This is a genomic window from Clostridium sp. DSM 17811, from assembly GCF_018861905.1.
Classification (GTDB): Bacteria; Bacillota; Clostridia; order Clostridiales; family Clostridiaceae; genus Clostridium_AD; species Clostridium_AD frigoriphilum.
The window spans coordinates 17489-30111 of sequence record NZ_JAHLDU010000037.1 but is presented as its reverse complement, the minus strand read 5'-3'; the positions used below and the strand labels follow the sequence as shown (position 1 = coordinate 30111).

The 12623-nt window shown below is 27.7% G+C and carries 15 protein-coding genes; 10 read left to right on the top strand and 5 right to left on the bottom strand.

Annotation, left to right across the window (positions count from 1 at the left end):
- The first annotated feature begins 325 nt into the window (after nt 1-325).
- From KPL44_RS22720 to KPL44_RS22705, 4 genes are all read left to right on the top strand, one after another.
- Nucleotides 326-694: a hypothetical protein gene (locus tag KPL44_RS22720; RefSeq protein ID WP_216255267.1), complete on the top strand. Its 369-nt coding sequence runs from the start codon at nt 326-328 to the stop codon at nt 692-694.
- A 120-nt stretch (nt 695-814) separates the two neighbouring features.
- Nucleotides 815-1369, top strand: a complete 555-nt coding sequence (locus KPL44_RS22715) for a hypothetical protein (RefSeq protein WP_216255265.1) — start codon at nt 815-817, stop codon at nt 1367-1369.
- Between the two features lie 88 nt (nt 1370-1457).
- Nucleotides 1458-1859 (top strand): hypothetical protein, encoded by a 402-nt coding sequence (locus KPL44_RS22710; protein ID WP_216255263.1) that lies wholly within the window; start codon nt 1458-1460, stop codon nt 1857-1859.
- A gap of 103 nt (nt 1860-1962) precedes the next feature.
- Nucleotides 1963-2421, top strand: a complete 459-nt coding sequence (locus KPL44_RS22705) for an NUDIX hydrolase (RefSeq protein WP_216255261.1) — start codon at nt 1963-1965, stop codon at nt 2419-2421.
- Nucleotides 2422-2606: 185 nt separating this feature from the next.
- Here KPL44_RS22705 and KPL44_RS22700 read toward each other — a convergent pair whose 3' ends face one another.
- A complete protein-coding gene (locus KPL44_RS22700) occupies nt 2607-3299 on the bottom strand; it encodes a hypothetical protein (protein WP_216255259.1) in 693 nt (230 codons plus the stop codon).
- 128 nt (nt 3300-3427) lie between these two features.
- Here KPL44_RS22700 and KPL44_RS22695 point away from each other — a divergent pair, with 128 nt between their 5' ends.
- The 4 genes from KPL44_RS22695 to KPL44_RS22675 all read left to right on the top strand — a co-directional run bounded on the left by KPL44_RS22695 (nt 3428) and on the right by KPL44_RS22675 (nt 6397).
- Nucleotides 3428-3937 (top strand): DNA topology modulation protein FlaR, encoded by a 510-nt coding sequence (locus tag KPL44_RS22695; RefSeq protein ID WP_216255256.1) that lies wholly within the window; start codon nt 3428-3430, stop codon nt 3935-3937.
- Nucleotides 3938-4228: 291 nt separating this feature from the next.
- The gene (locus KPL44_RS25610) at nt 4229-5092 is read left to right on the top strand and encodes an HTH domain-containing protein (RefSeq protein WP_253201913.1); all 864 of its coding nucleotides are present in this window, start codon (nt 4229-4231) and stop codon (nt 5090-5092) included.
- Nucleotides 5093-5180: 88 nt separating this feature from the next.
- Nucleotides 5181-5615, top strand: a complete 435-nt coding sequence (locus tag KPL44_RS22680; RefSeq protein ID WP_216255255.1) for a VOC family protein — start codon at nt 5181-5183, stop codon at nt 5613-5615.
- Between the two features lie 224 nt (nt 5616-5839).
- Nucleotides 5840-6397: a hypothetical protein gene (locus tag KPL44_RS22675; protein WP_216255253.1), complete on the top strand. Its 558-nt coding sequence runs from the start codon at nt 5840-5842 to the stop codon at nt 6395-6397.
- 124 nt (nt 6398-6521) lie between these two features.
- On the opposite strand, the gene KPL44_RS22670 is transcribed toward KPL44_RS22675, so the two are convergent.
- Both KPL44_RS22670 and KPL44_RS22665 read right to left on the bottom strand, forming a co-directional pair.
- A complete protein-coding gene (locus tag KPL44_RS22670) occupies nt 6522-7595 on the bottom strand; it encodes a 4Fe-4S binding protein (RefSeq protein WP_216255268.1) in 1074 nt (357 codons plus the stop codon).
- Between the two features lie 83 nt (nt 7596-7678).
- Entirely contained in the window at nt 7679-8623 is a 945-nt protein-coding gene (locus KPL44_RS22665; RefSeq protein ID WP_216255252.1) for a flavodoxin domain-containing protein, read from the bottom strand.
- Between the two features lie 97 nt (nt 8624-8720).
- Here KPL44_RS22665 and KPL44_RS22660 point away from each other — a divergent pair, with 97 nt between their 5' ends.
- Nucleotides 8721-8897 (top strand): hypothetical protein, encoded by a 177-nt coding sequence (locus KPL44_RS22660; protein WP_216255250.1) that lies wholly within the window; start codon nt 8721-8723, stop codon nt 8895-8897.
- A gap of 364 nt (nt 8898-9261) precedes the next feature.
- Here KPL44_RS22660 and KPL44_RS22655 read toward each other — a convergent pair whose 3' ends face one another.
- Nucleotides 9262-9690, bottom strand: a complete 429-nt coding sequence (locus tag KPL44_RS22655; RefSeq protein WP_216255248.1) for a hypothetical protein — start codon at nt 9688-9690, stop codon at nt 9262-9264.
- Between the two features lie 415 nt (nt 9691-10105).
- Between KPL44_RS22655 and KPL44_RS22650 the strand changes: the two genes are divergently transcribed.
- On the top strand, nt 10106-11842 hold the full coding sequence (locus KPL44_RS22650) for a methyl-accepting chemotaxis protein (RefSeq protein WP_216255246.1): 1737 nt from the start codon (nt 10106-10108) through the stop codon (nt 11840-11842).
- Between the two features lie 107 nt (nt 11843-11949).
- On the opposite strand, the gene KPL44_RS22645 is transcribed toward KPL44_RS22650, so the two are convergent.
- Nucleotides 11950-12501 carry a hypothetical protein gene (locus tag KPL44_RS22645; RefSeq protein ID WP_216255245.1) on the bottom strand — a complete coding sequence of 184 codons (552 nt, stop codon included), beginning with the start codon at nt 12499-12501 and terminating at the stop codon, nt 11950-11952.
- Nucleotides 12502-12623: the final 122 nt, after the last annotated feature.

Here is a 12623-nt window from a genome sequence, read left to right as displayed (position 1 = left end):
TAATTAATTAAAGAAACTGTTGTTTTAGTTGTTCTATATTTATTTTCCATAATATCATTATATCCTATTATGTGTATGTTTAAACTCTTTTATACATATATAGCAGATAAACATTTATATATTATGCTATCCATCCCACACCTAAATGAGTGGGCTTTCCGCACAATATATTGTAAGATAGAAGGATCGATGACCATCTATTATAAAAAAATTGTAAGTATGCTAAATTTATGGTAATTATGGTATAATCCAATATATATTGTTACATCAAAATTGTATTTAATTTTGATGTAAAGATTATATTTTATTTGGAGGAGAGGTAACCATGAAAAATATTAATTCATCGAAAAAAATCTCAATAATATGTTATGGAATTTCTGCCTTGATTTTTGGGGCGATTTATATTTTGGGAGTATTTCTGTCTGAGGGTGATGAAATGGGCTATTGTCTGCTTAATTTTTACATTGTAATGCCTTTAACAACTCTAATTGTTTCCCTTATCATTAGTATTAAAAAAGGTTATTTATTTTGGTGTTATCCTGTATTTGTTGGTCTGCTCGGCATTATAATTCCATTTGCAGTATTTAGCACATTTGAAATGCTAAGTTTATTTTTCGCTTTTTTTCCTGCATTAATTGGACTTATAATTGGCATTATTATCAGAGCTAAAGCAAAAAAATATGCAATAAATTAAAGTTATGAACAGAATGAAAAGTCAAGACAAGTACCCCTATATCTAATGATATTGCGGTACTTGTTTTAAGTGTATATCGATATTAGGAAATAAGAATAATGAAGGGAGGATTTCAATTTAATGATAAAAAGAATATTGTTAGTTACTTTGGTTAGTTCAGTATTAATTTTAAATCTTTGTAGCTGCAGCTCTAAATCTTCAAAAAGTTCAGAGTTACCTAAGGTATCCCCTCATGTCCAATCTCAAACCGTATATGACAAAAGTATGAGTTCATCCAAAAAATTGACTACTAGCTTTAAAATATCATCAACTAATAAGTCATTTCCTGATGATTATGCTGGCAGCTACATAGACAGTAAAGGCTTGTTTCATGTCAATTTAGTTTCAAATAAGAATTTAGAAACTTATAAATCAATTGTTAATAACGATAGTGTCATTTTTTCTCTTCAAAAAACTTCACTTAACTCTCTTTATAAACTACAAAAATTATTAGAGGATTATATGACAGAATATAAAATGACTGCGATTGCTATTATGGAGCAAACAGATACAGTTGATATACGATTAAAGGATATTAATAATGAGGCAGCCATCCTTAATATCGTTACTAAAGCAGGATATAATCGCAATTGTATTAAATTTGATGTAAACTCAAAAGATATACCAGCTCTATAATCAAAGCATTTCTATACATTATGAATATATATTTTATGGCGAACTTGTAAAAAAAGGCAAAACCATTTATATAATTCGGAGGTTAATAATGAATAATAGTAAAATCGAATTTGATTCAGAATTTTGTAATGTAAAATACATTGAAAAGGATAATATAGTATTTCTAACTTGGAAGAAATTTTGTTGTTTAGATGATTATAGAAAACCAACAACATTTGCGTTAGGGTTAATGAGACAATATCTTAATAGCAATTTTGTCTTTGATGCAAGAAATGGATTTGAAGATGATAAAGCAGATGTTGAATGGGGATTTTCTTTTTTGCTTCCAGAAATGGCAAAAACGGATTGTAAATATGTTGTATTTATAATGAATGAAGTTAAAGAAATAGAAGAAGAACTAGATATGTGGACGAAAGAATTTAAAAATTATTTTGTTGTGAAAAAAGTAGAGAATTATTCAGAAGCAGTCGAATTTATATTAAAGAAATGAGTGTAATTTTTATTTACAGTTAATTCGTTATCTTCATATATTTGTGTCTCAGCTGTAAAATATGACGAAATACTCAGTATAAAATTTGGAGGGGTGATATGGGATGGATAGGCATTTTACAGTTTCCGTATTTATAGTATATAAAGATAAAGTATTATTACATTTACATAAAAAGGCTAAAAAAATTCTTCCTTTAGGTGGGCATATAGAATTAAATGAATTGCCAGAAGAGGCATGTATTCGTGAAGCACAAGAAGAATCAGGTTTAAAAATAAATTTATACAATCCAATAAATAACCAGCTTAAGAATTCATGCGAATTAGTAGGAGAAAAATTGTTGATAAATCCTATGCACACAATTTTTGGTAAAATAAATCCAGAACATTATCATATAGACTTTGTTTATTATGCAACTGCAAAATCTTTTGATACAATACCAGGAGACTGGGAATCTAAAATTCTCAAATGGTATAATAAAGAAGATTTGAAAAACGCATATGACATTCAGCATAATATTTTAACAATGGCTAATGATGCGTTAGAATTGTTATCAGAAAGATAAATTTGTTCGTAAATTATTACATGGTTTTCTTATATGCCGGCTCAAGTCACCTCCTCATTTAATATGCAAATTAATTAAGTTAATAAAGCCAAAATTCGTTAAAGTCTGGTTTAACATTATTTGTTTTTTACAGTATTTATTTATTTATTTATTAAAACAATAAGTAACCATTAAAACCTCAAATTTTAATGGTTACTTAAATACAAAATTAAATAATCTAATTCATAACCATCAGGTGTTGCAAGCTGTAATAATTTTTTAGAATCAGGAAAATTTCTTGTATCAAAATCTACTATTGTTAATCCCTTTCTCAATGGTACTCCAGAAACAACAATTTGATTTTTGTAATGTTTTATAGATATAATATTAAAATTAAAAATAACAAGCCTTACAACATAAGGATATTTAATTGTAAAAGCATATTCATTGATAGGAGAAGGACCACCGGTGCCATTTGGAAGAGCTAAATAACTTGAAAGATCATACCAATAAGATAGGCCACCCTGATAACTATAAACTATGTGTTGCTGATAAGCCATGTTTAATGGGACATAACTCCAGCGCCTTAAAGAACTATTCCAAATAGGATCATAAGCAGGTCTTTGCCAATTCAAATTTTTGTAAGCTATTGCAAAAGGAACCTTGTTTCCATTCTTTTGTACTAATGAAATAGGTAAAACTTTTTCTTTAAATGTACTTATGTTTCTCTCAGGCAACAATTCATAATCGTAAATAGTTTTTGGTTTTGCGGGTTCTAATAAATTTAATTTTTCCTCGCATTTCATAGGTGTATGTTCATTTTTAGCAACACCTATTTTAGTATATTGAAAAAATAGAAAAAAGCATAATATAGATATACAAAAACGCTTTTTTTTCATAATATCACTTCCCATCAGCTTTAGTATGTTTCTAAAGTTGAGCTATAAATCAGTATATATTTGGGAATGGTATAATTAAATATATATTTCATGTCATACTCGTAATATATTGAGATTGGGGATGTAATTTGAAAATAGATATTATTGGTGCTGTTGGTAGTGGAAAAACCACTTTATCACGTAGGATAGCAGAAGAATTTCATATTCCTTGTTATGAACAAGATAATATAGTTTGGATGAGGACAAGAGACGGTGATGTTAGGCGTTCAGATAGTGAAAGAGAAAAAATGTTCATGGATATACTGACGAGCAAAAATTGGGTAATAGAAGGTTCACCAAGAAAATACCTTAAAAAACGTTATGACTATTGCGATTATATTATTTTTTTAGATACAACTTCATTTATACGATTGTATAGAATTTTAAGACGCTGGATTCGGCAAAGAACGGGTAAAGAATCGTATAACACCAATCCAACATTAAAGTTTTTATGGATGAATATAAAGTGGCATCATGAATTTAATAATGATAGAAAGCAGTTAATATCTGAATTATTGCAATGTGGGTTAAGATATAAAAAGTTTAAAACTGCAAATGGTGCTATAAATTTTTGCTGTAATACATACTACATAAAATAAATTAAAGTTATGAATAGAATAAAAAGTTAAGTTAATACGCTTCTTTCTTCTATTTCGTCACAAGTACCCCTATATCTAATGATATTGGGGTACTTGCTTTTAGTTCATATTAATATTCTGAAAGTAACTCAATGGTAACTGAGTTACTTTCACTTTGAGGCTATATAGCATTCTTTAATCGTTGTGAATATGCTTTATTTTTTTAAATTATGGTATTATTAGTATAATTAAATAGTCTATATCGTATTCGTAAAATTGTGCAAATTCAATTCTAAATGAGGTGATACAAAAATGAATAAATCAAAAGTAGAAAAAGTAAATTTTTATAGCGATGTACTTGGTAAAGAAATGTCAATGTTAGTATATTTACCTGAATGCTATAATAATTCAACTCCTCTGCCTGTATTATATTTTCTACATGGAAGAAGTGGGGACGAAAATATAATGTTTGAAATGGGCATAAACACTAAAGCTGATCAAATGATAAAAGATGGTGATATTAAGCCTATGATAATTGTATGTCCAAGAATTGAAAACAGCATGGGATTGAATTCGTCCTTAATCTGTAAAGAAGTGTCTGACCTTGGGGATAATAATAGAATCATAAATATAGGAATGTATAAAGATTACTTTATGAAAGAGATAATATTTTTAACAGATAAAACTTTTAATACTATAAAAGATAGAAAAGGAAGATATATGGATATTGAGATTATAAGACAAAGTGTAAGTAAAAATATAAATCAGAATGATTGTATTATTAGGGGAGATATACAAAATCTGATTAATAATTATAAAATCGAATTGAAATCTTTGAGTAAAATAACTGGAATAGATTATGTATGGTTAAAAGATTTTATGGATGGTAAAAATAATTCAAATATTCAGGAGCCTGCATATTTATCAAACATGCTTTATATGCTATCTGATGGTATATTGATGATAAATGAAGACAACAGAATTAAAGGAGTAATCGATGTATTAATAAGTGAGTTTGAAATTAAATATGAAACCTTAGCGATATATGCGAAACTTGAGTTAGAGGATGTTCAAAATTTTATGGATGATACGAATTCCATCTCCATTGAGAAAAAATATAAGTTAGCAGTAGCAGTTCTATTTTTGCATTGTTTGTTTAAAAGATTACCTAATTAATTCGTAAATATATACTATGGGGAGGCTTTATGGAGCAAACGGATACAGTTGATATGCAGATTATTTAAATAATTGGGGGTTGATTTAAATGAAATTAGGATGTACTTACATTAAAGTAAGCGACATGGAAAAGTCTATAAATTTTTATTCTAAACTGCTTCAAATACAACCGCAATACTCAAATAAAGAACGTTGGGTGATGTTTAATTGTGGAAACACTCTTGCTTTGTACAATTTACAATATGATATTGATATGCTAAATAAAAATGAAAACACTGATTTTCATTATAACGAAGCATATATCAAATATTTAAGGCAAGAAAATACAGGTGCAGGTAAAACTGTAGTATTTAATTTTGATGTTGATAATTTAAATGAAGAATTTGAAAGGGTTAAAAATCTAAATATAGGTAAAGTATCGGAAATTATGTATGTAAATATTACAATGCCATATTATTTCTTTATAGTTAATGACCTTGATGGTAATGAAATCGAAGTTACTGGTAATTATTGTTCAAAATAATGAGAATTATTCGCATATAAAGTGATTCACAATCTTCTTCTATTTCTTTGCAAAATATAGCAAGTATTTGGTTAAATCACTCATGTTTAGGTAAATAAATAAGTAGAAGCTCTAAGGGATGCCTTTGAGCTTTATTTTTTCATTTAAAGTATATTTTCATACATTTATCCTAATCATAATTAAATAACAAAAGGATAAAAAATATACATGAAGGATGGGTAAAAATGAAAAATGCAAAAATTTCTTTAATATTAATTAGTGTTAGTATGACTATTTTAGTATTTACTGGCTGTAATATACGAAGCTCTACTAAAACGCCAATGAATAATACTAACCAAACTACTAAATCTATATCAACAACTACAATGAAAACACTTTATTCTAATACTCTTAAAGAACTAGTTACTGCTAATACAATAACAAATACCCAATCAAAAAAAGTACTTGCAGCAATAACAAAGAATATGTCACAAGTCTCAGTCACAAATAGTAGTAATGTAGCAACACCCGATACAGGAACAACGGGAGCAAAAGGAACAACAGAAACACCAGGAGCAACAGGATCAACAGGATCAACACCATCAACAGGAACAGCAGGAACAACAGGAACAACAGGAGCAGGCACAACAAATTCAACAAACAAAATTGAGACAACAAATGATACTAATATAATTAATGGATTAAACTCATTAGTTAAAAGTAAAGTAATTACTCAGGTGCAGGCTGATACAATACAGCAAAAAATTCAAATGAAATTAAATAATATGCAAATTAACAAATAAAAATGCTGCTTAAGGTGTATGATCTATATCCCTCAAAATAGACAATCAATAAAATGTACCAAGAGAGTAATATAATTTATGTATTACTCTCTTTAAATTTTGACAACATAAAACAAGAAATTTCTTATTTTATTTTATTTGATATCCAATTTGAAAATCTGGTTGAATAACCCAGTGTTTTAACTGGGCAAGCATCTACACAGTGACCACAGCCAACACAACGAATGTTTATTACTGAATCTCTGCTTTGAGCCTTGCTCTTAATATCTATAGACATTGGACAGGCTAAATTACATTGGCCACATTGTATACATTTTGACTTATTTGTAATAATTCGTTGACCAGCTATTTTCCCCAGGAAAGATAAGACTGTTCCTAATGGACAATAATAGCAATAACCCCTACCAATAAAAGCCACCCAAAAAAACATCGCTATCATCAGTTCTGTAGTGAGATACTTATAATTTTCAATTTTACTAATCATCTGGAAATTTTCTGTTATTGGTGTTCCTAATAATAATGAAATCCACCAAACAGTAAAAAACACTGAAATCAATAGAAACACCCATCTTAAAACCGAAAAAATTTTAATTACTATTGGCTCCATTTTTTTATTTTTCCCAATTAGAGGAATTACCGGATCAAATACTTCCGAAGCAAACCCATTAAACAAGCATAGAGTTGAACATTGCAAGCGCCTACCAAATAATAAAGTTCCTACTAAAACAACAATGCTTACACAGACATAAAATATAAGAGCAGCTGATATCCCAGCTTCTCCCCAAATTTGATAGCTACTAAGATAAAAAGATGATTTCGGAAATAGCAGCTGTAAGGGTACCGTTGTCCATGGCAATGGCATAGCAAAGAAATATAATTCTTTGTTATTAAGTAGTATAGGAGCAGTAATATGTACGATTAGTGCAGAAACTATAAATCCAATTAGGTTTCTTTTTCTCATTACTGATCTTTTAGAAGTTCCAATAATTCTAATTGTAAGGAAACTACCAATAATTATGAATAAAGTCTTTACCCAGTTTTCATAAAATTGCCAAAGCCACGTTATAAATGATGCTACTTTGGGTGTGGCTCTACTTACATATCCATAATTTAGTCCAGCTATTAAAATACATAAGATTATATATATCCAAAGAATAGCCTTTAGAATTCTAAGTTCAATGTTTTTATTAGATTTCATCAATTTATCGCCCCCTTAAATATCAATGAAATTAACTTAAGTATTATTTTTTTGTATCACATCTCCTTTTTTATCCAACTCTTTTAGCATACCAATACTTGTTTAGAGTTAAAGTTGTTTTTCTTAAAGTCTGCATTTAAGAACTCAAATTTTTGTGGTATAACCTTAATTAGATATAACTCTATAGGCAATTTTTCTAATGCACTTAATTCAATCCCCTTTGATTTAAATACTTCAAAATATTCTTCATTAAATAAGGGTACTATTTTAGCTAACCCTGATATTTGTAACCCTTTTAGATCTTTCATGCTTTTATAGTTATCAGCTATACTCATAGATACAGTTTTATTTTGAAGAATTCCTTTGAATTTCATTCCTCCCTCTGTAATTATATAGAAATTACCCTTATAATATTGATACTCTATTGGTGTACATCTTACGAATGTACCTATTCCTGTTGCTAATGCACAAGTATTATGACTTATTATAAATTTTTCGATTTCTTTAGCAAGTAAATTATTAGGCATTTTTAAATCAGGTGTTTTCATGATTTTTATGAATTTTTCCGCCACTACTATTACATTTTCTGTTTTAAAATTTCCACAATCTTTAACTGGCATACCTAATTTTTCACTAAACATTTTAATTGAATTATAATCTTCTTGTGAGAGCTTGTTAAGGCTTAATTCCCCTTCTACAAACTCAGAAATATCTTCAGTTCGTTTTAATAATGTTGCAAAATCCATTAATTGTTTTGGAAAATCAAAATTAGATATTCCTACACCTATAATACCTATTTTTTTAATACTAATCTGTTCTTTAAATTCATTCACATAAGATTTAATCATTTTTGCAGTATCATAAGCATAAAATCCAAAAACAAAAATAATGTTTTGATAATATTCTAAGTTTTTTGGAGCTTGTTCTACAGTACATAATTTAGTATTACCAAGTATATAAGCTACAATCTCTGCTGTCTTTTTTGAAGTACCATACCTACCTTCATAAATTATCAATGTATTTAACATGATTACCCTCCATTAACTTGCTTATTTCCTAGATAGTTGTTTTTACAACTATCTTTATTATATTATACGCTAGCTATTAAATAAAATAATGTATAATGTGTTTTTAAAATTAAATAAAACATTACTTGGTGGTGGGGTAAGAGATGGAAGTAAAACTCCAGGAGAATTTAGATCTGTTCAAAATTACATAGGAACACAAGGTAGCAAGATAGAAAATGCTTCATATATTCCACCTGAACCACAGCTTGTAGATACTTTTATGAGTAACAGATAAAGAAGACGATGAAGATCAATATGAAAAAGATATTGTTGCAGCAAAAATAATTTATTCTGATGAAAAACCTAGAAATAGAAAATATTATTTTTACGATTTAATTAATATTTTAAGATAAATAATATTCAATTTCATTAGATAAGTAAAATGTCATATAGATAAGGAAAAATAGTGCAGACTTTATTGAAAATAAGGGTGTCACTGCACTATCTACACCTAGCATGATTATATTTATAGAAGATACAGCTAATCATATAGTTTACTCCTTATTATCTATTAAAACCATCAAAAAAGTAGTTATGAAGCACCAATTTAATAGTAAACCTCATAACTACCCTTATTAAACTCTTTTTAATAATATAAACTAACTTGTTTGTTTGCTAAGAATTTTAGGTTCATCTTTAATATAATCATTTATCATTTGTAATGCATTTGGATTAATATATTTGATATCAACCAAATCTTTATCATCTATAACAATATTATTTTTCCACACACTATATAAGTCTATTTTTATAAAGTTAAAATATTCCTCATTCTTGTTATACAATTCTTGTAAATCTTCATCATTTGGAAATGCTCTAATACCATCATACTGAAGTAATATATTCATCATTTCACTCGGGCATAAATCAAAAGTCTTTTCAATACTGACAGCTTTAGTTTGCAATACTTTTATTAACTTCACTAAATCTTTTTCTGGTAATTCTGATTTAATATATAACTCCTCATTTTCTTTAATACAAGTATGGACTAGTTTAAATACACTGACCCTCTTTTGATTTTTTTTCATTCTCAGCCTCCTAAATGATAAATTATTGTAAGGTAAATTATACTCTGTGTAGCTCTCTTTAGTATTATTCAAAAATATAGTTAATTATTATATAATATCAAAAAATATAAAAAAGTGTGTGAACTTTTTTTTAATTTTTTGATATTCTCGAAATAAATTTTTATCAGTTAACCTATATACTGTTAAAGGTTACTTAGATATAATTATACTCAATTTATGGCAATTATGGTATAATTAAATATATATTTTATAACAAAATTGTAAATAAGTAAGGCATATCCTTTTTAAAAGAGATTGGTGAATTAAAAAGAGAAAACTAAGGAGGATTATTATATGCAATAATGGATTTTGATGGTAATCGTAAATGGAAAGATATTAACAACAAAAGAGAAAGTATAATAATAGGGGTGAAGTTATGAAAAACAGCGGCATTAAAGGTAATTTATTACTTTTAATAATTTTTATGTTAATATTTATAATTGGGATAGGAGCTTTTACTTTTAATTCATTAAATAGTACAGCCAGTCAAGGTAGAAATGATGTAGCTACAGTAAACAAATATATTGCTTTAGTTGATAACTCTAGAAATATTCAAGTAACATATAAAAAACAAATACAAGCATGGAAGGATTTATTATTAAGAGGTTCCGATCAATCTAAATATAATACGTACCTTGCTCAATTTACGAACTATAACAGTGATGTATTAGCAGGATTAGCTGGTTTAAAAACATCAATGGGTTCACTAGGAATAGATACTGCCCTAGTTGATAAGGTTTCAACCGAACTTGACCAACTTCAAATTAACTATACTACAGCATTAAAAAGCTATGACAAAACAAATAAAGAAAGCTACAAAATTGTTGATACATTAGTTAATGGAATGGATAAACCTCCAACTAATGATATGGATACTTTAGTTAAAACGATAATGGATAAATCAACTACCCATATAGCGACTATCAATTTGTCATCTAAAAACAATAGTAAACAATTAGTATTATATTTATTTATAATTAGTATTATTAGCATTTGTCTAATTATTTTACTTACACTAATGACATTACGGACTTATAAAAACATAGAGAAGTTTATAAAACAATTTCAAGTTCTTATGCAGAAAGCAGAAGATGGAGACCTTACTATCCAGGGAACTGTCTTTTCTAATGACGAATTAGGAGTTCTAACTGTCCGATTTAACAAGTTTATAATTAATATTAAAACTTTAATTTTAGAAACAAAAAACATGAGCTACTTAGTTGCTTCTTCATCAAATGATATTCTTAGAAATTCCGATGAAACCGCTAAAACTTCACAACAAATATCAGAAACAATTTTGGACGTTGCGAATGGTGCAACTAAACAGTCTGCATTAGCTCAAAAAAGTAACGATATGGTCATTAATGTAACTAGCGATTTAAATAAAGTCACTGAGGCTACTACTTATATGAAAAACTTAGCTATAGAAACAGATAAAATAATTACACAAGGTATCTCAAGTATTAAATTTCAAAATAGTAAAATGTTAGATAGTAAAACAACAACGCAAGAAGTTTCCTCATCAATATTAAATCTTTCATTAGAATCAGATAAAATAGTAGAATTTGTTGAAGTTATTAATGGTATTTCTTCTCAGACAAATTTATTAGCCTTAAATGCTTCCATAGAAGCTGCAAGAGCTGGCGAATCAGGTAAAGGTTTTGCTGTTGTGGCTGATGAAATAAAAAAATTAGCTGAGTCATCTAGCAGCTCAACTAGTAAAATCCAAGAATTAATTAAAGCAATTCAAAATGGAATAAATGAAACTGTTTCAAAAATGGAAAAATTTCATTTATCTATGGAGGAACAAACTGAATCTATAAAAAACACAGAAAATATTTTTTGGAAGATAAAAGACTCAACTTCCAAGGTAAGTAATACAATTATAGAGGTTTCAAATAAAACTCAGATTATTGATAAGAATTCAATTTCTCTTGAAAAAGCAATAAATAACATTTCTAATGTTATCGAGCAAAATGCTGCTGCAAGTGAAGAAGTCGCAGCTTCAACAGAAGATCAAGTTTCTTCTATTGAAGAAATAGCTCTATCCATTAGTAATCTTACAAAATCTTCAGATAAACTTAAACACTTTTTAGATAAGTATAAAGTTTAATAAATAACAATTAAAAACCATTTGAACTTCAGGTGGTTTTTAATTGTATCTGAAAACCCTTTTACTATTATATCTTTCATATAAAGAGTTCCTTATAATTATTATTCTTAGAATTCTCTAAAGTCTCTTTCTTTTTCTGATTCATAATCACTCAAATCCTTTTTCCACTTATCCAGGCTATACTTAAAATTACTTTGAAACTCTTTCCTTAATATTTTATGAAATATAACTTTTCTAAAAGTACTTTTCTTTACCCTATTTTCCATATCATTTATTGAGTTTTTAATTCTATTCTCCCTATAACACACACTACAAATTCTATCATTTTGAGATACTTGCGCTTTTAATTTTAGTCCTTTTTTACTTGCAATGCATGTCCTATACTGACCATCCTTAACTGTATAGTGGTCACACTTATTACTGCTAATATATACAGGATATTGTTGTCTGTTTTTTATTATAGACTTGTAAATATCTCTGCAATAATTAACATTATCTTTCATTGGATGTACTTCCATTGGAATTGACTTTATTTCACCTTCTGTTAAATCTAATGAGCAGATACCATGCCTAGTTTTATAACAGAAATTTTCATAACAGTTATTAAAATAATACTTTTTGTTCTTAGGATCGAATGCTTCAACATATAAATCCCCCACGATTATCACCTCAAACTATTTATATGCCTCAAAAACTCTTTTATTCTTTTTTCTGTAGATGTTTTTGAAAGTTAATTTTATAGTCTATACATTCAATAGTTATCAGATACTAATATGCACGA

Bases quoted from the DNA above. Each gene is read 5' to 3' on its own strand.
- KPL44_RS22720 (WP_216255267.1), top strand. From the start codon at position 326: ATGAAAAATATTAATTCATCGAAAAAAATCTCAATAATATGTTATGGA.
- KPL44_RS22715 (WP_216255265.1), top strand. From the start codon at position 815: ATGATAAAAAGAATATTGTTAGTTACTTTGGTTAGTTCAGTATTAATT.
- KPL44_RS22710 (WP_216255263.1), top strand. From the start codon at position 1,458: ATGAATAATAGTAAAATCGAATTTGATTCAGAATTTTGTAATGTAAAA.
- KPL44_RS22705 (WP_216255261.1), top strand. From the start codon at position 1,963: ATGGATAGGCATTTTACAGTTTCCGTATTTATAGTATATAAAGATAAA.
- KPL44_RS22700 (WP_216255259.1), bottom strand. From the start codon at position 3,299: ATGAAAAAAAAGCGTTTTTGTATATCTATATTATGCTTTTTTCTATTT.
- KPL44_RS25610 (WP_253201913.1), top strand. From the start codon at position 4,229: ATGAATAAATCAAAAGTAGAAAAAGTAAATTTTTATAGCGATGTACTT.
- KPL44_RS22680 (WP_216255255.1), top strand. From the start codon at position 5,181: ATGAAATTAGGATGTACTTACATTAAAGTAAGCGACATGGAAAAGTCT.
- KPL44_RS22675 (WP_216255253.1), top strand. From the start codon at position 5,840: ATGAAAAATGCAAAAATTTCTTTAATATTAATTAGTGTTAGTATGACT.
- KPL44_RS22670 (WP_216255268.1), bottom strand. From the start codon at position 7,595: ATGAAATCTAATAAAAACATTGAACTTAGAATTCTAAAGGCTATTCTT.
- KPL44_RS22665 (WP_216255252.1), bottom strand. From the start codon at position 8,623: ATGTTAAATACATTGATAATTTATGAAGGTAGGTATGGTACTTCAAAA.
- KPL44_RS22655 (WP_216255248.1), bottom strand. From the start codon at position 9,690: ATGAAAAAAAATCAAAAGAGGGTCAGTGTATTTAAACTAGTCCATACT.
- KPL44_RS22650 (WP_216255246.1), top strand. From the start codon at position 10,106: ATGAAAAACAGCGGCATTAAAGGTAATTTATTACTTTTAATAATTTTT.